Annotated in this window: 20 protein-coding genes; 14 read left to right on the forward strand and 6 right to left on the reverse strand. The window is 67.5% G+C overall.

What is annotated here, in order from left to right:
• Positions 1 to 40: 40 nt before the first annotated feature.
• The gene (gene putA, locus MUU56_RS23965; protein ID WP_244769789.1) at positions 41 to 3,727 is read left to right on the forward strand and encodes a trifunctional transcriptional regulator/proline dehydrogenase/L-glutamate gamma-semialdehyde dehydrogenase; all 3,687 of its coding nucleotides are present in this window, start codon (positions 41 to 43) and stop codon (positions 3,725 to 3,727) included.
• Between the two features lie 53 nt (positions 3,728 to 3,780).
• Here putA and MUU56_RS23970 read toward each other — a convergent pair whose 3' ends face one another.
• Both MUU56_RS23970 and MUU56_RS23975 read right to left on the reverse strand, forming a co-directional pair.
• Positions 3,781 to 4,359, reverse strand: a complete 579-nt coding sequence (locus tag MUU56_RS23970) for a UbiX family flavin prenyltransferase (RefSeq protein WP_244769790.1) — start codon at positions 4,357 to 4,359, stop codon at positions 3,781 to 3,783.
• A complete protein-coding gene (locus MUU56_RS23975; RefSeq protein ID WP_244769791.1) occupies positions 4,356 to 5,867 on the reverse strand; it encodes a UbiD family decarboxylase in 1,512 nt (503 codons plus the stop codon). Before MUU56_RS23975 ends, MUU56_RS23970 begins: the two co-directional genes overlap by 4 nt.
• A gap of 107 nt (positions 5,868 to 5,974) precedes the next feature.
• On the opposite strand from MUU56_RS23975, the gene ubiT reads away from it, so the two are divergent.
• Genes ubiT through ubiV form a run of 3 tightly spaced genes read left to right on the forward strand, consistent with a single transcriptional unit; the run spans position 5,975 to position 8,388 of the window.
• Positions 5,975 to 6,475, forward strand: a complete 501-nt coding sequence (ubiT, locus tag MUU56_RS23980) for a ubiquinone anaerobic biosynthesis accessory factor UbiT (RefSeq protein ID WP_244769792.1) — start codon at positions 5,975 to 5,977, stop codon at positions 6,473 to 6,475.
• Complete coding sequence (gene ubiU / locus MUU56_RS23985) at positions 6,466 to 7,443, forward strand: ubiquinone anaerobic biosynthesis protein UbiU (protein WP_244769793.1); 978 nt, start codon at positions 6,466 to 6,468, stop codon at positions 7,441 to 7,443. Before ubiT ends, ubiU begins: the two co-directional genes overlap by 10 nt.
• 9 nt (positions 7,444 to 7,452) lie before the next feature.
• Positions 7,453 to 8,388 (forward strand): ubiquinone anaerobic biosynthesis protein UbiV, encoded by a 936-nt coding sequence (gene ubiV, locus MUU56_RS23990; protein ID WP_244769794.1) that lies wholly within the window; start codon positions 7,453 to 7,455, stop codon positions 8,386 to 8,388.
• A 6-nt stretch (positions 8,389 to 8,394) separates the two neighbouring features.
• On the opposite strand, the gene MUU56_RS23995 is transcribed toward ubiV, so the two are convergent.
• Entirely contained in the window at positions 8,395 to 8,856 is a 462-nt protein-coding gene (locus MUU56_RS23995) for a hemerythrin domain-containing protein (RefSeq protein ID WP_244769795.1), read from the reverse strand.
• Positions 8,857 to 8,865: 9 nt separating this feature from the next.
• Entirely contained in the window at positions 8,866 to 9,021 is a 156-nt protein-coding gene (locus MUU56_RS24000; RefSeq protein WP_023514989.1) for a hypothetical protein, read from the reverse strand.
• Positions 9,022 to 9,130: 109 nt separating this feature from the next.
• Between MUU56_RS24000 and MUU56_RS24005 the strand changes: the two genes are divergently transcribed.
• The 6 genes from MUU56_RS24005 to MUU56_RS24030 all read left to right on the forward strand — a co-directional run bounded on the left by MUU56_RS24005 (position 9,131) and on the right by MUU56_RS24030 (position 14,792).
• Positions 9,131 to 9,682, forward strand: coding sequence for a cytochrome c oxidase subunit 3 (locus MUU56_RS24005; protein WP_244769885.1), 552 nt, complete (start codon positions 9,131 to 9,133; stop codon positions 9,680 to 9,682).
• 7 nt (positions 9,683 to 9,689) lie between these two features.
• On the forward strand, positions 9,690 to 9,965 hold the full coding sequence (locus MUU56_RS24010) for a cytochrome C oxidase subunit IV family protein (RefSeq protein WP_244769796.1): 276 nt from the start codon (positions 9,690 to 9,692) through the stop codon (positions 9,963 to 9,965).
• 157 nt (positions 9,966 to 10,122) lie between these two features.
• On the forward strand, positions 10,123 to 10,575 hold the full coding sequence (locus tag MUU56_RS24015; protein WP_244769797.1) for a c-type cytochrome: 453 nt from the start codon (positions 10,123 to 10,125) through the stop codon (positions 10,573 to 10,575).
• Positions 10,576 to 10,659: 84 nt separating this feature from the next.
• The gene (locus MUU56_RS24020; protein WP_244769798.1) at positions 10,660 to 12,006 is read left to right on the forward strand and encodes a nitric-oxide reductase large subunit; all 1,347 of its coding nucleotides are present in this window, start codon (positions 10,660 to 10,662) and stop codon (positions 12,004 to 12,006) included.
• Positions 12,007 to 12,071: 65 nt separating this feature from the next.
• On the forward strand, positions 12,072 to 12,884 hold the full coding sequence (locus MUU56_RS24025; RefSeq protein ID WP_244769799.1) for a CbbQ/NirQ/NorQ/GpvN family protein: 813 nt from the start codon (positions 12,072 to 12,074) through the stop codon (positions 12,882 to 12,884).
• Positions 12,885 to 12,893: 9 nt separating this feature from the next.
• A complete protein-coding gene (locus MUU56_RS24030) occupies positions 12,894 to 14,792 on the forward strand; it encodes a nitric oxide reductase activation protein NorD (protein ID WP_244769800.1) in 1,899 nt (632 codons plus the stop codon).
• A gap of 67 nt (positions 14,793 to 14,859) precedes the next feature.
• On the opposite strand, the gene hemN is transcribed toward MUU56_RS24030, so the two are convergent.
• Positions 14,860 to 16,212 (reverse strand): oxygen-independent coproporphyrinogen III oxidase, encoded by a 1,353-nt coding sequence (hemN, locus tag MUU56_RS24035; RefSeq protein ID WP_244769801.1) that lies wholly within the window; start codon positions 16,210 to 16,212, stop codon positions 14,860 to 14,862.
• Between the two features lie 227 nt (positions 16,213 to 16,439).
• Between hemN and MUU56_RS24040 the strand changes: the two genes are divergently transcribed.
• From MUU56_RS24040 to MUU56_RS24055, 4 genes are read left to right on the forward strand one after another with little or no spacing between them, the layout of a single operon-like run.
• Entirely contained in the window at positions 16,440 to 16,718 is a 279-nt protein-coding gene (locus MUU56_RS24040; protein WP_244769802.1) for a DUF2249 domain-containing protein, read from the forward strand.
• A gap of 33 nt (positions 16,719 to 16,751) precedes the next feature.
• Entirely contained in the window at positions 16,752 to 18,104 is a 1,353-nt protein-coding gene (locus MUU56_RS24045; protein ID WP_244769803.1) for a hypothetical protein, read from the forward strand.
• Between the two features lie 3 nt (positions 18,105 to 18,107).
• Positions 18,108 to 18,641, forward strand: coding sequence for a DUF2249 domain-containing protein (locus tag MUU56_RS24050; RefSeq protein WP_244769804.1), 534 nt, complete (start codon positions 18,108 to 18,110; stop codon positions 18,639 to 18,641).
• A gap of 4 nt (positions 18,642 to 18,645) precedes the next feature.
• A complete protein-coding gene (locus MUU56_RS24055) occupies positions 18,646 to 18,945 on the forward strand; it encodes a metal-sulfur cluster assembly factor (RefSeq protein WP_244769805.1) in 300 nt (99 codons plus the stop codon).
• Between the two features lie 40 nt (positions 18,946 to 18,985).
• Here the strand turns inward: MUU56_RS24055 and MUU56_RS24060 are convergent, their stop codons facing one another.
• Complete coding sequence (locus MUU56_RS24060) at positions 18,986 to 20,200, reverse strand: NnrS family protein (RefSeq protein WP_244769806.1); 1,215 nt, start codon at positions 20,198 to 20,200, stop codon at positions 18,986 to 18,988.
• Between the last annotated feature and the right edge of the window lie 60 nt (positions 20,201 to 20,260).

Below are 20,260 nucleotides of genomic sequence, written 5' to 3' on the forward strand. Positions count from 1 at the left end.
CTCCTCGCATCCAGTGGCCGAACCCGAGATGGTGATGGAAATGGTCCAGTCTGCAAACGAACAACAAATCTCCGCTTTCGCTGACTTCGCGCCGCCGATCCGGCCGCAGGGCGAATTGCGCCAGCGCATCACCGCCGCCTACCGCACGCCGGAAGAGGACGCGGTCCGGCCGCTGCTCGAAAAGGCCACACTGCCGGCCGATGTCGCCGCGCGCATCCGCGAGACGGCACGCACGCTGATCGTCGCGCTGCGCGCCAAGCACAAGGGCTCGGGCGTCGAGGGGCTGGTGCATGAATATTCGCTCTACAGCCAGGAGGGCGTCGCGCTGATGTGCCTTGCCGAGGCGCTGCTGCGCATTCCAGACAATGCCACGCGCGACGCGCTGATCCGCGACAAGATTTCGGAAGGCGACTGGAAGTCGCATATGGGGGGCGGCCGCTCGCTCTTCGTCAATGCCGCCACCTGGGGCCTCGTGGTCACGGGCAAGCTGACCTCCACCGTCAACGACCGCGGCCTTTCCGCCGCCCTCACGCGTCTCATCGCCCGCTGCGGCGAGCCGGTCATCCGCCGCGGCGTCGACATGGCCATGCGCATGATGGGCGAGCAGTTCGTCACCGGCGAGACGATCGACGAGGCGCTGCGCAATTCGCGCGCCCTGGAGCGCAAGGGCTTCCGCTATTCCTACGACATGCTCGGCGAGGCGGCGACGACGGCCGCGGATGCGGAACGCTATTATCGCGACTACGAGAACGCCATCCACGCCATCGGCAAGGCCTCGGCCGGCCGCGGCATCTATGAAGGTCCCGGCATCTCGATCAAGCTGTCCGCGCTGCATCCGCGCTACGTGCGCGCCCAGGCCGAACGGGTGATGGGCGAGCTGCTGCCGAAGGTGAAGGCGCTCGCCGCCATCGCGAAGTCCTACAATATCGGCCTCAACATCGATGCCGAGGAGGCCGACCGGCTGGAACTGTCGCTCGATCTTCTGGAAGAGCTTTGCCACGATCCGGCCCTTGCGGGCTGGGACGGCGTCGGCTTCGTGGTGCAGGCCTATGGCAAGCGCTGCCCCTTCGTGCTCGATTTCATCATCGACCTTGCCCGCCGCTCCAACCGGCGCATCATGGTACGCCTCGTCAAGGGCGCCTATTGGGACGCCGAGATCAAGCGCGCGCAGCTCGACGGGCTGGAAGAGTTCCCCGTCTTCACGCGCAAGATCCACACGGATGTCTCCTACATCGCCTGCGCCCGGAAACTGCTGGCGGCGAAGGATGTGGTCTTTCCGCAGTTCGCCACGCACAACGCCCAGTCGCTCGCCATGATCTACCAGCTCGCAGGCCCGGATTTCCGCGTCGGCGACTACGAGTTCCAGTGCCTGCACGGCATGGGCGAGCCGCTCTACGACGAGGTCGTCGGCGAGGAGAAGCTGAACCGTCCGTGCCGCATCTATGCGCCGGTCGGCACGCATGAGACGCTGCTGGCCTATCTCGTCCGCCGCCTGCTGGAAAACGGTGCGAACTCCTCCTTCGTCAACCGCATCGCCGATCCCGCTATCTCGGTCGACGAGCTCATTGCCGATCCGGCCGCCGTGGTGCGCGCCATGCCGGTGCCGGGCGGCAAGCATGACAAGATCGCGCTTCCGGCGGAACTCTACGGCAAGGGTCGCCTGAACTCCGCCGGTCTCGACCTTTCCAACGAGGCGGTGCTGGCGAAGCTGGCGCAGGACCTTGCGAAGACGGCTGCCGTCGAATGGAAGGCCGCGCCCAAGATCGCCGACGGCTCCAGCGAGGGCGAGCGGCGGCCGGTGCTCAATCCGGCCGATCACAGGGACATGGTCGGCACCGTCGTCGAGACGACGGATGCGGGCGTCGCGAAGGCTGCGAGGCTTGCGCTCGAAGCGGCCCCGGCCTGGGCCGCCGTGCCGCCGCGCGAGCGCGGCGATCGGCTCGACCGCGCCGCCGACCTGATGCAGGCCGAGATCGCGACGCTGATCGGCCTTGCCATCCGCGAGGCGGGCAAATCCGCCGCCAACGCCATTGCCGAGGTGCGCGAGGCGATCGACTTCCTGCGCTACTATGCCGAACAGGCGCGGCGCACGCTCGGCGCCGGCCATGCGCCGCTCGGCCCGATCGTCTGCATCAGCCCGTGGAACTTCCCGCTGGCGATCTTCACCGGCCAGATCGCGGCCGCGCTCGTCGCCGGCAACCCGGTGCTTGCGAAACCGGCGGAGGAAACGCCGCTGATCGCCGCCGAGGCCGTGCGCATCCTGCATGAAGCCGGCATTCCGGCCGGCGCGCTGCAATTGCTGCCCGGCGACGGCCGCGTCGGTGCCGCCCTTGTCAGTGCGCCGGAAACGGCGGGCGTCATGTTCACCGGCTCGACGGAAGTTGCCCGCCTCATCCAGAAGGAACTCTCCGGCCGTCTCTCGCCGGCCGGCAAGCCGATCCCGCTGATCGCCGAAACCGGCGGGCAGAATGCGATGATCGTCGATTCCTCGGCGCTTGCCGAACAGGTGGTGTTCGATGTCATCGCGTCCGCCTTCGACAGCGCCGGCCAGCGCTGCTCGGCGCTGCGCGTGCTGTGCCTGCAGGAGGACGTCGCCGACCGCACGCTCACCATGCTGAAGGGCGCGCTTGCCGAACTCACGATCGGCCGCACCGACAAGCTCAATGTCGACACCGGCCCGGTCATCACCGCGGAGGCGAAGCAGACGATCGAGGCGCATATCGAGAAGATGCGCGCGCGCGGCCGCAAGATCGAGCAGGTGGCGCTGCCCGCGGAAGCTGCCCGCGGCACCTTCGTTTCGCCCACCATCATCGAGCTGCAATCGCTTGCCGATCTGGAGCGCGAAGTGTTCGGTCCGGTCCTGCATGTCATCCGCTACAAGCGCGAGGATGTCGACCGCCTGATCGACGATATCAACGCGACGGGCTATGGCCTCACCTTCGGCCTGCACACGCGCCTCGACGAGACGATCGCCCATGTCACCAGCCGCGTGAAGGCGGGCAATATCTACGTCAACCGCAACATTATCGGCGCCATCGTCGGCTTGCAGCCGTTCGGCGGCCGGGGGCTCTCGGGCACCGGGCCCAAGGCCGGCGGTCCGCTCTATATCGGCCGCCTCGTGCAGGTGCCGCCGGTTCCCCCGCAGCACAGCTCCGTGCATATTCAGCCGGCGGTGCTCGATTTCGCCCAATGGCTGCGCGGCAAGGGTAAGGCCGGGCTTTCCGATCAGGTCCGCGATCTCGGCAGCAATTCGGCGCTCGGGCTGGACCTCGAGCTTCCCGGCCCCGTCGGCGAAAAGAACCTCTATGCGCTCCATCCGCGCGGCCGGATCCTCCTCGCGCCGGCGACGGAAGAGGGGCTGCTCGCCCAGCTCGGCGCGGTGTTCGCCACCGGCAACAGGGCGGTGATCGACGCCGCCTCCGGTCTCCAGCCCGCGCTTGCCGGCCTTCCGGCGAGCCTTGCAGCGCTAGTCTCCTGGTCCTCCGACTGGGCGGCGGATGGTCCCTATGCGGGGGCGCTCGTCGAAGGGGACGGGGACAGGGTGATCGAGGCCGCCCGCCGTATCGCCGCGCTGCCCGGCCCGCTCGTCCTGACGCAGGCCGCCACCACGGCGGAAATCCGGGCGGGGGCGGATGCCTATTGCCTCAATTGGCTGCTCGAAGAGGTCTCGACCTCCATCAACACGGCCGCTGCCGGCGGCAATGCCAGCCTGATGAGCATCGGCTAAGGCATCCTCGAAATCCGGGCTGCTCCTTCGAGCGGCCCGTTTTCGTTTTCCAGCTATCCGGCCCCCTCCCAGGGCTTGGCAAGGGACGGGTGCGGCATCGCCAGCAGGTCTATCGCGCGGGCGGCGAGGTGGTCGACGATGTCGGCCACGGATTGCGGGCGATGGTAGAAGGCCGGCACCGGGGGCATGACGATCGCGCCCATTTCCGTCACGGCACACATGTTGCGCAGATGGCCGAGATGGAGCGGTGTCTCGCGCGCCAGAAGGATAAGCCGGCGGCGTTCCTTCAGTTGCACATCGGCGGCGCGGCCGATCAGCGTGTCGGTCCGGCCGGTGGCGATGGCCGACAGCGTCTGCATGGAGCAGGGGGCGACAATCATGCCGCGGACGGGGAACGAGCCGCTGGCGACCGATGCGCCGATATCGCCTGTCGGATGATGGCGATGGACGAGCGGCAACAGGCGTTCCAGCGCGTCCGCGCCGCATTCGAGGTCCAGCGTGCGGCGCGCGGCATCGGAGACCACGAGATGGATCTCGATATCGCCGAGCGCGGCAAGGCGCTCGACGATACGCACGGCCAGCGCCGCGCCGGAAGCGCCCGTGATGCCGACGATCACCCGTTCGGGGCTCATGCGACCGGCTCCGAAAGGCCGAGAAAGGCCCAGAGGCCGTCCACCTTGGCGACGACGTCGGGTGCCATGGCGAGGACCCGTCCCCATTCCCGCTCGCTCTCCGTGCCGATCTTCCGTGTCGCATCCAGCCCGAGCTTGCCGCCAAGGCCGGATTTCGGGGAAGCGAAGTCGAGATAGTCGATCGGCGTGTTTTCCACGAGCATCAGGTCGCGGCTGGCATCGAAGCGGGTGGAGAGCGCCCAGATCACGTCCGGCCAGCTTTTCACATCGATGTCGCCATCGACGGCGATGATCAGCTTGGTGTAGCTGAACTGCGGCAGCATGGACCAGAGACCCATCATCACCCGCCGCGCCTGGCCGGGATAGCGCTTGTCGATGGAAACCACCATGGCACGGTAGGAGCAGGCTTCGGGCGGCAGCCACAGGTCGAGGATCTCCGGGAACTGGCGCTTCACCAGCGGCACGAAGAGCGCGTTCATCGCCTCCCCCAGCCTCGACGGCTCGTCCGGCGGCCGGCCGGTATAGGTGGAGAGGTAGAGCGGGTTCTTGCGCAGGGTGATCGCCGAGAGCGTCGTGACCGGGAAGGGCTCGACGGCATTGTAATAGCCGGTGTGGTCGCCATAGGGGCCTTCGTCCGCCGTCTCGCTGGCCGAGACCGTGCCTTCCAGCACGATTTCCGCGCTGGCGGGGATGGGCAGCGGCACGGTGAGGCCACAGGCCGTCTCCTGTCGCCGGCCGTTCAGCACACCAGCAAAGCTGAGTTCGCTCATGCCGTCGGGCAGCGGCATGACGGCGGCAAGGATCGTCGCCGGATCGGCACCGATGACGACCGCGACGGGCATGTCGCGCCCGGCCGCCTGCCAGAGGCGATGGTGGCGCGCCCCGCCGCGATGGGCGAGCCAGCGCATGATGAGCCGGTCCTTGCCGAGCTTCTGCATGCGGTAGATGCCGACATTGATGTCCGCCGGATCGTCCGGCGCCCGGGTGATGACGAGCGGCCAGGTGACGAGCGGGGCGGGCTCGCCCGGCCAGCAGGTCTGGATCGGCAGGCGGTCGAGATCGGCCTCCTCGCCCTGCCAGACGGTCGCCTGGCAGGGCGCGCGGCGCCTTTCGCGCGGATGCATCGAGAGCGCGGCTTTCAGATGAGGCAGCTTCTGCCAGGCATCGCGCAGGGAGCGCGGCGGCTGCGGGTCGCGCAGGTCCGCGAGGAAGGCGGCAAGGCGCGGCAGGCCGCCGGCCTCAAGGCCGAAACCCCATTCGATGCGCTCGCGTGTGCCGAAGAGATTGGCGAGAAGCGGGATAGGCTGGACACGGCCCGCGGCATCCACCGGCCGTTCGAAGAGCAGCGCCGGTCCGCCCTCGGCCAGCACGCGGCGGTGGATTTCCGTCACCTCGTGGACGAGCGAGACGGGCTCGGCGATGCGCACCAGCCTTTCCCGCCGCTCCAGCAGGGCGACGAAATCCTGAAGGCTCTCGAAACGGGGCGGAACGGGGGTATCGGCTTTCATGCGGCACCCTTGCAGGGGAAAAATGTTGTGGTCTTTGACCTGGCGCAAATTCCCGCGGTGCAAGGCTCCCTAGGGTCGGGTATTCGTTTCTGCCGAAGGCCAGCCGCATGCTTCCCCCGCTCCTTGCAAAACCGGTCGATCTCGCGCCCCTCTGGCTGGTGGAGCGGGTGGCGCGCACCCTGTTTTCCGGCGTGCTGAAGGCCCATCCCGAGCTTTTTGAGCGGCTCGGCGATTATCGCCGCACCCGCTACGGCTTTTCGCCCGTCGATCTGCCGCTGCATTTCACCGTCGTGCCGGCCATGAAGGCGCTCACCGTCTCGCGCGGCGCGGCGCCCCCTGTCGATGCGCGGATCGAGGGGCCGCTGGTGCTGCTTCTCGGCCTGCTCGAAGGCCGCTGCGATGCCGATGCGCTGTTCTTCTCGCGCGACCTCTCGGTCACCGGCGACATGGAGGCGATGCTGGCGCTGCGCAACGCGCTCGACGACAGCGCCATCGACCTGCCGCGCGAGCTCGGCGCACTGGCCGGCCCGCTCTCGCCGCTCATCGCCGGCACGGCGCGCTACATCCGCGGCAAGGCGCTCGAAGGAAGGGATGCGACATGGAACTGATCTGCCCCGCCGGCACCCCCGCCGCCTTCCGCGAGGCGGTGGAGGCCGGTGCCGATGCCGTCTATTGCGGCTTTCGCGACGAGACCAATGCCCGCAACTTCCCGGGCCTCAACTTCAGCCGCGAGGAGCTGCGCCAGTCGATCGTGCTTGCCCGCCGCAAGAAGGTGCAGATCTTCGTCGCGCTCAACACCTTCATGCGGGCGGGCGACGAGGCGCTGTGGTATTCGGCCGCCGATGACGCGGTGGCGATGGGCGCCGATGCGCTGATCCTCGCCGATTTCGGCCTGATGGCCTATGTCGCGGAAAAATTCCCGCAGCAGCGGCTGCATGTCTCCGTCCAGGCCTCCGCCTCGAACCCGGAGGCGATCCGCTTCCTCGTCGAGGCGTTCGGGGCAAAACGCGTCGTGCTGCCGCGCGTCCTGACCGTGCAGGACATCGCCCGGCTGACGCGGCAGATCGACTGCGAGGTCGAGGTCTTCGCCTTCGGTGGGCTCTGCGTCATGGCGGAGGGGCGCTGCTCGCTCTCCTCCTATGCAACGGGCAAGTCGCCCAACATGAACGGCGTTTGCTCGCCGGCGAGCCATGTGCGTTACCGGCAGGACGGCGCGGACCTCGTCTCCGAGCTCGGCGCTTACACCATCAACCGCTTCGGCCCCGGCGAGGCCTCCGGCTATCCGACGCTCTGCAAGGGGCGCTTCGAGATCGGCGACGTCGAGGGGTATGCCTTCGAGGATCCTGTCTCGCTCGACGTCATCGACGAGATCGACGCGTTGCGCGCGGCCGGCGTCTCGGCGCTGAAGATCGAAGGGCGCCAGCGCGGCAAGGCCTATGTCGCCGAGGTGGTGTCGTCGCTCAAGAAGGCGCTCGTCGCCTCACCCGGCGAGCGCGCGGCCCTCGTCGCCCGGCTCCGCGCGATGAGCGAGGGCCAGCGCACGACGACGGGTGCCTATGACAAACGCTGGCGATAGGAGACGGTGATGGCGACGACAGGCAAACCGGCGCTGAGCCTCGGCCCGATCTATTTCCTCTGGGACGGGCCGAAATGGCGGGACTTCTATTTCCGCATCGCCGACGAGGCGGCGGTCGAGCATGTCACGCTCGGGGAAACGGTCTGTTCCAAGCGCCAGCATTTCAGCGAGCCGCATGTCGCCGAGGTCGTCGAGCGGCTGGAGGCGGCGGGCAAGCGCGTGACGCTCTCCACGCTCGCCATGGTCACTCTGCCGCGCGAAAGCCGGCATATGCGCGACCTGATCGCCGACAGCCTGCATCCGGTGGAGGCAAACGACCTCTCCGCGCTCGGCCTCCTCAAGGGCCGGCCGCATTCGATCGGCCCGCTGGTCAATGTCTACAATGCCGCGACGGCCCGCACGCTTGTCGCCCGCGGTGCCGAGAACATCTGTCTGCCGCCGGAGCTGCCGGCCGGCTCCATCCGGCAGATGCTGGAGGCCATGCCGGATTTCTCCTTAGAGGTCTTCGCCTTCGGCCGCATGCCGCTCGCCATTTCCGCGCGCTGCGCCCATGCGCGCTCCAAGGGGCTGACGAAGGACAATTGCCAGTTCGTGTGCGGCGAGGAGCCCGACGGCCTGCCGCTGCGCACGCTCGACCGCCAGTCCTTCCTCGTGCTGAACGGTGTGCAGACCCTGTCGAACAGCTGCGTCGTGCTCGTCGATGATCTTGCGCCGCTCGTCGAAGCGGGCCTGTCGCGCGTGCGGCTCTCCCCGCAGGATTGCGACATGGTGAAGGTGGCAAGCCTCTACCGCGGGGTGCTCGATGGCAGGATCGACGGCGAGGAGGCGATCGCGGACCTGGTGAAGGTCTATCCCGGCGTGCGCTTCTCCAACGGTTTCCTGCACCGGCAGGAGGGCGCGGCCTGGGTGTCGCGCGGGCGAAACGCGGCGATGGGACGGGACTGAGGGCGGTCAGGCGAAGACGTCGCGCGCCTCCGCCTTGGCGGCGATGAGCGTCTCCAGGATCATCTGTTCGGAAAAGACATGGCGGCGCAGGCTTTCCTGGAAGCCGCTTATCATGCGCGACACCGTCTCGGGCGAAAGCCCGCAGCGATCGTCGGCGACAGCCTTCAGCGTCAGCGAGAGCTCCTCGGCGGCGAGCCGGTCGCAGCGGTGCTCCGCCTTCAGGCGCTCGATCGCCAGGGCGGCGAAGCAGGAGCCGGCATGCCGGTCGAAATCCGGAAAGAGCAGGCGCTCCTCCAGCTCGTGCACCGCCTTGAGGGCGGGCGGAATGGTGTCGGCGAGCGCGCGCAGTTCACCAGCGGTGCCCGGCTCGCTTGCCGTCTCCTCGAGGCGCAGGCAGAGATCGAGCAGGGCCTGGTGAAGCGTTTCCAGCCGGTCGATATCGGCGGCGTTGAGGCTCGCATCATCCATCGCCGCCTCCTACTGGCCGAAGAAGAGCACGGCGGCGATGACCACCGAGGCGCTGACGGCGGACAGCGTTCCCGCGCCCTGCAGCACGCCCATGCGGTAGAGCATCAGGGCGAAGCCGGCGATAACCGGAGCGGCGATGAGGAGACCGAACTGTGCATCCGTCATGGGAAGGTCCTTTCCGTTGCCGCCATCATGCCGCGTTGGGCATCCCCGCTCTTTGCGCCGGCGCAAAGAAGCCCGCGGCTTCATGGGCTAGGGATGGGCCATGGCGACGATGGACGATATGCGCACGGCGGTTGCGAAGGCGGAGAGCGGGGAGGGCGATTGCCTTCTTCTCTGGATCCTGGTGTGGAGCGAACTTTTGGCCTTCGGCGCGCTGCTCGTCGCCTTCATGGTGATGACGCTGGTGGACGTCGGAAATGCATCCTTCCTGCGCGCGCATCTCCATCCCGGCCTTGCCGCGCTCAACACGGTCCTCCTCGTCCTCAGCGGCTGGCAGGCGGCGCTGGCGGTTCGCCGCGGGGCGGATCTTTCGGGCGTTCGCCGTTCCCTCGTCCTTGCGGGCCTTCTCGGCCTTGCCTTCGCGGCGGTGAAACTCGCCGAATACGGGATGGAGGTCCGCTCCGGCATCGGCGGGGTAGGCACGCTTGCCGAACTCTATTTCCTCGTCACCGGCTTCCACCTGCTGCACGTCGTCTTCGGCGCGGCCATCCTCTTCCTCGTCGCCTGGCGCCCGTCGCGCAGCAATGTCGTGATGATCGCGACGCTCTGGCATGCGATCGACCTCGTCTGGCTCGTGATGTTCCCGATCGTCTACCTCACCTGAGACTGCCATGACCCGACAGGCCCGCGAACAGTTCATCGCCACCCTTGCCATGCTGCTGACGCTCGCCGTCGGCGGCGCCCTCGTCGGTGGGCTCAGCGGTGGGCTTCTGGTGCCGATCACCGCGGTACTGGTCATGGCCTATGCCAAGGGTCGTTTCGTCATCCTCGATTTCATGGAATTGCGCGCGAGCCGCAGCGCGCTGCGGCCGGCCCTGCTTGCCTGGCCGGCGTTGCTCCTGTCGCTGGCGCTTGCCCGTTCGGTCCTCGTCGCGTTCATCGGCTGACGAACCGCCCCGCTCTTTGCCAATGCGCAAAGAAGGCTTTTTCCCTCCCGCTAGAACAGGGACGTCCCGCAGTGCCGGCGAGGGGCTCGCCGGCAGAAAGTCGGCGGGGGTTTTTCGCCGGAGCCATGGAGTTTCCGGCAAGGGAAAGGACCATGGGATGGCAGAGCGCCTTACCAAGACCGGGGCCCGCAACGTCTTCTATGGCGGGTCCATCTTCTTCTTCACGATCTTCGTCGGGCTGACCGCCCATTCCCATTACTACATGCGCACGACCGCCACCGACGAGACGACGCTGACCGACAGCGTCGCGCGCGGCAAGCATGTCTGGGAGAAGAACGCCTGTATCAACTGCCACACGCTGCTGGGCGAAGGCGCCTATTTCGCGCCCGAGCTCGGCAATGTGTGGAAGCGCTATGGCGGGGCAGACGACCCGGAAGGCGCGCGCGAGGCTTTCAAGGCCTGGATGGCGGCGCAGCCGAGCGGAGCGGAGGGCCGGCGGCAGATGCCCCAGTTCAACCTCACCGAACAGGAACTCAACGATCTCGCCGATTTCCTCGAATGGACGAGCAGGATCAACACCCAGAACTGGCCGCCGAACGATGCCGGCTGAAGCCTTTCCGTTCTTACGCAATTCCGGACGCAAAACCGCGTCGCACTTTTACTGGAATTGCTCCCGGCGTTCAGGAGACAAGAGATGAAATATCAAACGCAAAAGGTCGCCATGCTGTATTTCTACGGCGCGCTCGGCCTGTTCCTCGCCCAGGTGGCTTTCGGCGTCCTCGCCGGCACGATCTACGTGCTGCCGAACGTGCTCTCCGAGCTGCTGCCCTTCAACATCGTGCGCATGATCCACACCAATGCGCTCGTCGTCTGGTTGCTCATGGGCTTCATGGGCGCCACCTACTACATGATTCCGGAGGAGACCGAGACGGAGCTTTACAGTCCTAGACTCGCCGTCCTGCAGTTCTGGATGTTCTTCGTGGCGGCGGGCCTGACGGTCGTCGGCTACATGTTCCGCATCCATGAGGGCCGCGAATTCCTCGAGCAGACCTTCATCGCCAAGGTCGGCATCGTCGTCGTCGTCCTGATGTTCCTCTTCAACATCACCATGACCGCGCTGAAGGGCCGCAAGACCACGGTCATCAACATCCTGCTGTTCGGCCTGTGGGGCCTCGCGCTCTTCTTCCTCTTCGCCTTCTACAACCCGGTCAACCTGGCGCTCGACAAGATGTATTGGTGGTACGTCATCCACCTGTGGGTCGAGGGCGTCTGGGAGCTGATCATGGCCTCGGTGCTCGCCTTCCTGATGATCAAGCTCAACGGCATCGACCGCGAGGTCGTGGAAAAGTGGCTCTATGTCATCGTCGGCCTCGCGCTCTTCTCGGGCATCCTCGGTACGGGCCACCACTATTACTGGATCGGTGCGCCGGGCTACTGGCAGTGGATCGGCTCATTGTTCTCGACGCTGGAAGTGGCGCCCTTCTTCACCATGGTCATCTTCACCTTCGTCATGACCTGGAAGGCCGGCCGCAACCACCCGAACAAGGCGGCGCTCCTCTGGTCGATCGGCTGCTCGGTCATGGCCTTCTTCGGCGCCGGCGTCTGGGGCTTCCTGCACACGCTGTCGTCGGTCAACTACTATACCCACGGCACGCAGGTCACCGCCGCGCACGGGCACCTCGCCTTCTTCGGCGCCTATGTGATGCTGAACCTTGCCATGATGGCCTATGCGATCCCGGAAATCCGCGGCCGCGCGCCGTTCAACCAGTGGCTCTCCATCGCCAGCTTCTGGATCATGTGCACGGCCATGTCGGTGATGACCTTCGCGCTGACCTTCGCCGGCGTCGTGCAGGTCCACCTGCAGCGCGTGCTCGGCGAGGGCTTCATGGACGTCCAGGACCAGCTCGCGCTGTTCTACTGGGTGCGCCTCGGCTCGGGCGTCGTCGTGCTCGTCTCGGCGCTGATGTTCATCTGGGCGGTGCTCGTGCCCGGCCGCGAGCGTAGCGACAGCCTCACCCGGATGGTCCAGCCGGCCGAGTGAGCGCTGGCCGGCCCCGTCATCCCGCGGGGCCGGCACCTTCTTTCGACAGTTTCTTGGAGATCAGAATGAACGTCCTGCTCAAGGATACGCCCCGTCCCGTTCCGGATATCCCGGCCTACAGCCCCTCCGGCAACGAATGCGCACTGTTCGAGACGGCCTGGACGCGCCAGCTCCCGCTGCTCCTGAAGGGGCCGACCGGCTGCGGCAAGACCCGTTTCGTCAGCCACATGGCGGCAAGGCTCGGTCTGCCGCTCTCCACCGTCTCCTGCCATGACGATCTTTCGGCTGCCGACCTCACCGGCCGTTACCTCTTGAAGGGCGGTGATACGGTCTGGGTGGACGGGCCCCTGACCCGCACGGTGCGCCAGGGCGGCGTGTGTTATCTCGACGAGATCGTCGAGGCGCGCAAGGACGTCGCCGTCGTGCTGCATCCGCTCACCGACGACCGGCGTATCCTGCCGCTGGAGCGCACCGGCGAGGTGCTGGAAGCGCCATCCGGCTTCATGCTCGTCGTCTCCTACAATCCCGGCTACCAGAACCTCCTGAAGGCGCTGAAGCCCTCCACCCGCCAGCGCTTCGTCGCCATCGAGTTCGATTTCCTGCCGAAGCCCCAGGAAATCGCCGTCGTCGCCACGGAAAGCGGGCTGGACGAGGCGCAGGTCGCGCCGCTCGTCGCGCTGGCACACCGGTTGAGGGCGCTCAAGGGGCACGACCTGGAAGAGGGTGTCTCCACCCGCCTCCTCGTCTACTGCGCCTGCCTCATCGACAGCGGCATGACCATGCGCGAGGCGGTGCGGGCGGCGATGATCGAGCCGCTGACCGACGAACCGGATGTCCGGGCCGCCCTTCTCGAAATCGCCGACGCGATGATCCGCTGAGGAACCGCCATGCTGGATTTCCTGGAGCTTGAGGAAACGGTCGGCCGGGCCTGGCACCGGCTCGTCGGCAATACCGGCACCTGGCCGCGCCATCCGGAGCATGCCGTGCGGCTGGAGGATGTCCGGCCGGTGCTCGCCGTCTGCTTCCGCGGCTTCGGCGGCGAGGGCGCGGTGCAGATCGCGCCCGCCCGCGGGCGCACCTCGGCGCATCGCCTCCGGCTGCGCCAGCGCATGGGGCTCGGCGAGGAGAAGCTGGTGCAGCCCGGCCGTGACCATGCGACGCTGATGCTGCCCGCCGCGATCGACCTCTTCGCCGATCGCGGCCTCAACCGGGACCTTTATGTCTGGCTCGCGGCGACGATGGCGGTGATGCCGCTCGATCCGATTGTGGAGGGCGATCCGCTCCAGCGCGACCTTGCCATTCTCCAGCGGGCGGAGGCGACGGTAAAGGCGGTGCTTTCGGCCTTTCCGGGGCTTGCGCGGCGTTACCGGCGGCTTTCGGCCGCCACGCTTTCGGTGCGCCGCAGCCGGCCGCTTCCCTCCGTCGAGCGGCATGTGGAGAACCGCATCCTCAGCCTCCTGAGGAAGGGCGCCGGCCTTGCGGACGAGACGCTGCCGGTCATCTTCCCGCACCGGGCGCCGGCCGGCTATCTGCCGATGCTGCCGGTGCCGCTGTGGCCGGATGCGCTCCTGCGCGAGGAAGGCGAGGGGCGCGGCGAGGAGGACCAGCCGGCGGCGGGCGGCACGCCCGAGACCCCGGAGACCAGCCGCCATGTCGCGCTGCGCGAAAAGGCCGAGAACCGCAAGAACGAGCGCAGCCCCTTCATTCTCAACCGCTTCGAAAAGATCCTCGCCATGGCGGAGATGGTCAATGTCGACCGCCCCGGCGACGACAGCGACGACCACGATTCGAGCGCCGCCGACGAACTGGACGACATGACGCTCGGCGAGCGCAAGGGCCGCCCGTCCGCCCGTTTCCATTTCGATCTCGACCTGCCGCCGGAGGCGCTCGACCGAACGCGGCTGACCGGCGAGCACACCTATCCCGAATGGGATTTCCGCATCGGCACCTATCTGCCCGACCATTGCCGGGTGCTCGCCTCGCCGGCGCCGGACATGGCCGCCGTGCCCGAGGCCGATGCCGACACGAAGAGCCTGATCCGCCGCGTGCGCCGGCAGTTCGAAGTGCTGCGGCCGCGCCATGAAATGCTGCGCGCGCAGCTCGACGGGGCGGAGCTGGACCTCGATGCCGTGGTGCGCGCCCGCAGCGACCTTGCCGCCGGCGGGCAGGGCAGCGACCGTATCCACCTGATGAGCCGGCCGCAGGCGCACGACCTTGCCGTCACCATTCTGGTCGACGTCTCGCTTTCGACGGACGCCTGGTTCGACAACCGCCGGGTGCTCGATGTGGAGAAGGAGGCGCTGCTGGTGCTGGCGCATGGACTTGCGGCCTGCGGCGACAGCCACTCGATCCTCACCTTCACCTCGCGGCGGCGCTCCTGGGTGCGGGTCGAGACGGTGAAGGATTTCGGCGAGACGATGAACCATGCCGTGGAAGCGCGTATCGCGGCGCTGAAGCCGGGTTTCTACACCCGCATCGGCCCGGCGATCCGCCATGCGGCGGCAAGGCTGCGCGAGCAGCCGAACCGGCGAAAGCTCCTCCTGCTGCTCACCGACGGCAAGCCGAACGACGTCGACCACTATGAGGGCCGCTTCGCTCTGGAGGACAGCCGCCGGGCGGTGAACGAGGCGCGGCGCACCGGCGTCAGCGTGTTCGGGGTGACGGTCGACCGGGAGGCGCAGGCCTATGTGCCGGCCATCTTCGGCCGCAACGGCTATGCCATCGTCAGCAATATCGCTCGGCTGCCTGCGGCGCTGCCGGCGATCTATCGCGGTCTTGTCGGATAGAGGCGCAAGATCTGCGAGGAAGGGCCCGGCATGCCGCACCATGCCGGGCCCTTTTTTCGTTTGGGTTTCAGGCCGCCTTGCTGTGCGTGCGGGCCGACTGGTCGATATAGGCGTCGAAGGCGGCGGCGACCGCGCGGATGATGAAGCGGTGGTCCTGCCGCACCGTGACGGTGCCGCCGCGAATGTCGATCGCGCCATCCTCCGCAAGCGCCGCCAGCTTGGCATTGCCGTTAAGAAGCGGGGCCGCATCGAAGCCGTGCCGCGCGGCGATGCTCGTCACGTCGACGCGGAAATCGCACATCAGGCGCTCGATGATCTCGGCGCGCAACCGGTCCTCCGCCGTGAGCCGGTAGCCCTTGGCGGTGGCGAGGCGGCCGGAGGCGATGCGCTGGGCATAGAGGCCGGGCGGCACCTCGTTCTGCACGTAGCCTTCCGCCGTGCGGCCGATCGACGAGGCGCCGAAGCCGATCAGCGTGGTGCAGGCATCCGTCGTATAGCCCTGGAAATTGCGGCGCAGCCGGCCCTGCCGGGCGGCAACGGCGAGGTCGTCTTCCGGCAGGGCATAATGGTCGAGGCCGATGCGCACATAACCGGCGGCGGCAAGCGTTGCGGCGATCGCCTCGGCCTGTGCGCTGCGTCGGGCCGCGTCGGGCAGCGCCCGCTCGTCGATCAGCCGCTGGTGCTTCTTGAAGGAGGGGATGTGGGCATAGCCGAAGACGGCGAAACGCTCCGGCCGCATGCGGATCGCCGCCTGCGCGGTCGCGATGCAGGAAGCGACCGTCTGGTGCGGCAGGCCGTAGATGAGGTCGAAATTGATGCCGCTGATCCCGGCCTTGCGCAGCCCGGCGGCGGCCTCGGCCGTCTGCGCCTCGCTCTGGATGCGGTTGATCGCCTTCTGCACGACGGGATCGAAGCTCTGCACGCCGAGGCTCGCACGGGTGACGCCCGCTGCGCCGAGCGCGACCGCCATCTCGGCGGAGAGGGTGCGCGGGTCGATCTCGACGGCGATCTCCGCGCCGCCGGCAAAGGCGAAGCGGGCGCGCAGGAGGCCGATCAGGTCGCGGAACTCTTCCGGCTGCATGATGGTGGGCGTGCCGCCGCCGAAATGCACATGGCGGATGGTCGGCCGGCCGCTGATCGTCCCGGAGACGAGGTCGATCTCTTTTCGAAGCATGTCGATATAGTCGAGGATCGGCTCGTCGCGCTGGGTGATTGTCGTGTGGCAGCCGCAGTACCAGCACATGGAGCGGCAGAAGGGAATGTGCAGGTAGAGCGAGGCATCGGTGCCGGGCCTGATAGCGGCAAGCCAGTCGCCATAGGTGCCGGTGCCGACGGTCGGCGAAAAGCCCGGCGCCGTCGGATAGCTCGTATAGCGCGGCAGCCGTGCCTCGCCGTATTTTTCGATCAGGGCCTGTTGCATGGCGCATTCCTTTGTCCAAGTGGATGAATGGGAGGAGCCTAGGGGCCGGGCCGGAGTGCTTCTTTGCGAAAAGCCAAGCAGTGGGACGTCGCGGCCGCGCATTTCCGGAATTGTTTGCGCAACGTCAAAGTGGCGGGCAGGTCGCGGGGTTAGCGTCGGCTGGTTCCGGTCGGTCGGGCCGTGCCTTCCGGAACGGGTTCGGAGCGGCTGGGACGGAACAGAAAACCATGTCAGACGACCAGGCCAAGTCTTCCATCGATGTCCGCACCATTGCCCCGCGCGAGCGTCATCCGCGCATTTTCGGCATGCTCGGCGCGCTGCTTCCCGGTAAATCGATGCTGATCACCAGCGACCACGATCCGCGGCCATTGCACTACCAGCTCGAGACGAATTTCCCGGGCCAGTTCGGCTGGGACTATCTCGAACAGGGACCGGAGGTCTGGCGCGTCGAGATCGACCGGATCGAGGACCGCAGCTGCGATTGCTGCTGCGGCTCGGACCACTAGGCGGCAGACGGCACACGGCGAAGGGGAAACCTTATGCAGGGCGCGACGCTCTCCCGCTGGACCATGTCCTATTTCGCCCTGGCCTGTCTGATGCTCGTCGCAGGACAGGGCCTGATGCTGGCGGGCTACGGCTATCCGGCCGTCGCCGTCAGCGCGCCGGAAACCCTGGTGCTCGTCCATATCCTTGCGATCGGCTGGCTGAGCCTCCTGATGGCGGGGGCGCTCCTGCAGTTCGTGCCGGTGCTGATCGCCCGTCCGTTGGTCGGCGGGCGGTTCGCGGCGCCTGCCTTGCTGCTCATCGTTGCCGGGCTCGGCGCGCTGGTCGGCGGCTTCGTGGCGCTGTCCGGCGCCATCGACCTGCCACTCGCGCTCCTGCCCCTCGGGGGCGGATTGCTGCTGGCCGGTTTCGTCCTCCTCGCCGCCGTCCTCGCCGCCACGCTTCTCGCGGCGCGGCCCCTTCCGCTACCGGCGCGCTTCGTCGCCGTCGGGCTGTCGGCGCTCGTCGGCGCGGCCCTTGTCGGTTTCGCTTTCACGCTTGCCCTTTCCGGCACCAGCGACAATCTGTTGCTTGTCCGGCTCGTCGCCGACGGCGTGGATTTGCATGCGGCGCTGGGCCTTGGCGGCTGGCTGAGCGTCACCGCGCTCGGTGTCAGTTACCGGCTGCTCGCCATGTTCCTGCTGGCGCCCGAGGCGGAGCGGCCGACGAGCCGCATAGTCTGGTGGGCGGCGAGCCTTGCCATTGGTCTTGTCGCCGCTTGCATTCCGGTTGTCCTTCTCGCCGCCTCCGGTGTGACGGCGCTCTTTGCTGCGGCCTTCCTTCTGACGCTCGCCGCGGTGCTGCTCTATGGCGGCGACGTCGTGCATCTCTACCGCTCGCGCAAGCGCAAGCAGGCGGAGCTGAACATCCGGGCGACGTTCGCTGCCTTTGGCGCACTTCTATTGTCCGTCGCCCTGCTCAATCTGCCTGGCGTCCGTGCGGGCGAGGGCCTTGCGGCGGTCGTCTACCTTTTTGTCTTCGGCTGGCTGACGGGGCTGGGGCTTGCCCAGCTTTACAAGATCGTCGCCTTCCTGACATGGTTGGAGGCCTATGGGCCGGTGCTCGGCCGCGCGCCGGTGCCGCGCGTGCAAGATCTGGTCGATGAAGGACGCGGGCGTGTCCTGTTCTGGTTCTATTACGGCGCGGTGGCGGCGGCCACGCTCGCGCTTTTCGCGGAGGCTTCCGGCGTTTTTCGCGCGGCGGTCCTCGTGCAGCTGGCCGCGACGCTGGGGTTGATAGGAGAACTCATCCGCGCGCGCCGGCTTTGCATCGTGCCGAAAGCGCTGCGGGCGCCGGTCGGCATGGTGCGCCCCCATCTCTTCCTGCCTACATTTGTTTCAAGGAGATAACCGATGTCCGACGCCTCAAACGCCATCGCCCCCAAGATTCTCGACGTGCGGCCGATCCTGGAAAGTGGCGGCGAGCCGTTCCAGGCGATCATGGAGGCGGTGCAGTCGCTCGGCCCCGGGCAGGGGCTCCGGCTCTTCGCCACCTTCCGACCCCAGCCGCTGTTCCGCGTCATGGCGAGTCGCGGCTTCGACCATGAGGCCCATGAGATCGAGGGCGGCGACTGGGAGGTCCTCTTCACGCCGCAGCAGGTGGTGGCACCCGTCGAAACCTCCGACAATGCGGATCGCCCTGAGACCTGGCCGGATCCCTCGCTTCATCTCGATCTAAGCGACCTCGATCCGCCCGAGCCGATGGTCCGCATCCTTGCGGCGGCCGAGACGCTCGGGCCGGGCGAGGTCCTCTTCGCGGTTCTTTCCCGCGAGCCGCTGTTCCTGTTCCCCGAACTGACGAAGCGCGGCCACCAGTGGGCCGGCAATTTCGACGAGACGGGTTCGGCCTACCGCATCCTCGTGCGGACCGGCCGGGCAAAGGCGTGATCCGATGGACGAGGACGAGAAGGCTGCGCTGACCGAGGCCATCCGCAATGCCCTGCGCATGATCATCGACCCGGAGATCGGCCGCAACATCGTCGATCTCGGCCTGATCTACGAGATCGCGGTGGAGGAGGGCGGCATCGCGCGCATCGCCATGACGACGACGACGCGGGGCTGCCCGGCGAGCGACTACCTCAAGGATGCCGTGAGCAACTGCGTCTGGTATGTGCCGGGCGTCGAATATGCCGAGGTGCGGCTGACCTACGAGCCGCCCTGGACGCCGGAGATGATGGCGGTGGAAGGCTAGGCAGAAAACGGCCCGGAACTGCTTCCGGGCCGTTTCGCGTTCAGAGCGGTGCGCGGTGCTTGCGCGCGAGGATCGGCGCATATTCCAGGCAGAAGAGCCCAAAGGCCGCGATCCAGAGAAGCCCGGAAGCGGCGTAGACGAGGTGGCTCGCCTCGGGAAAGACCTCGCCGAGCGGGCGGATGAGCGCGCAGAGGATCAGTGCGCCATAGGCGGTGACGGTGAGGCGCGAGGCCTGCAATGGGCGGCCGGTATGGCCGAGGCTCGCCCGTGTCATGACGGCCAGCATCATGCAGGCGATGGCGCCGACCGAGAGAAGATGCAGCACGGAGCGCTCCTCCAGAAAACCGAGCGCGCTGAGGGCGATGGACGCGAGGCCGAGCGGCACGAAGGCATAGGCGACGTGGAGGACGACGAGCAGCTTTTCCGGCCGCGTCGTCCAGCCACGCCAGCGGTGGAGGCGGATGCAGTGCAGGAGGGCGGCGGCCAGGCCGAGGCCGGCGGTGCCGGGGTGCTCGGGCGCGAGCGTCCAGGCGGTGAGCGCGCCGACGCCGGCAAGGATGGCGACCATGTCGAAGCGGTTGTAGGGCACGGGAAAATCCGTGCGGCCGGACTTGTTGAGCCAGTTGCGGGTGAAGCTCGGCAGGATGCGGCCGCCGACGATCATCACCAGCACGACATAGGCGGCGACGGCAAGGCGGATCGCCATGTGGTCGTGCTCGCCGCCGATGGCCGCCACATGGAAGATGCTGTTGGCGACCGACAAGGCGAGGAGGCCGCCGAGTACCTTCAGGTCCTTCCACTTGCGCCCCGCCACGACCTCGCGCGTGCAGATGGCAAGCAGCGCCGGCAGGAAGAGCCCGTCGATGACGGCCGCCGCGGTCACGCCGATCGTGTCTGGCACGAGCAGTGCGATACGTCCGGCGCACCAGAGTGCAAACAGCGCGAAGAGCGGCCAGCCGGAGACGGGCAGGCGCCCGGTCCAGTTCGGCACCGCCGTCAGCAGGAAACCGGCGAGCACGGCGGAGGCGAAGCCGAACAGCATCTCATGGGCGTGCCAGTTGGGCGCGCCGTAATCGCCCCCAAGCTCGATATGCCCGGTGATCGCTGCGATCCACAATGTCATGGCGGCGACCGCCCACAGGCCGGCGCCGAGGAAGAACGGCCGGAAGCCATAGGAAAACAACACCGGGCCGGTGCGGGAAAGGCCGCGGGGAACGGCGCGGCTGATGCGCGTTGCGGGTTGGCTTGCGCTCATTTGGATCTGCTCCTTCGCATTTGTCAGCTCTTTCTAGGGCACCCGCGGGGCTCTTTCTTT

The organism is Shinella yambaruensis, assembly GCF_022899355.1.
GTDB lineage: Bacteria > Pseudomonadota > Alphaproteobacteria > Rhizobiales > Rhizobiaceae > Shinella > Shinella yambaruensis.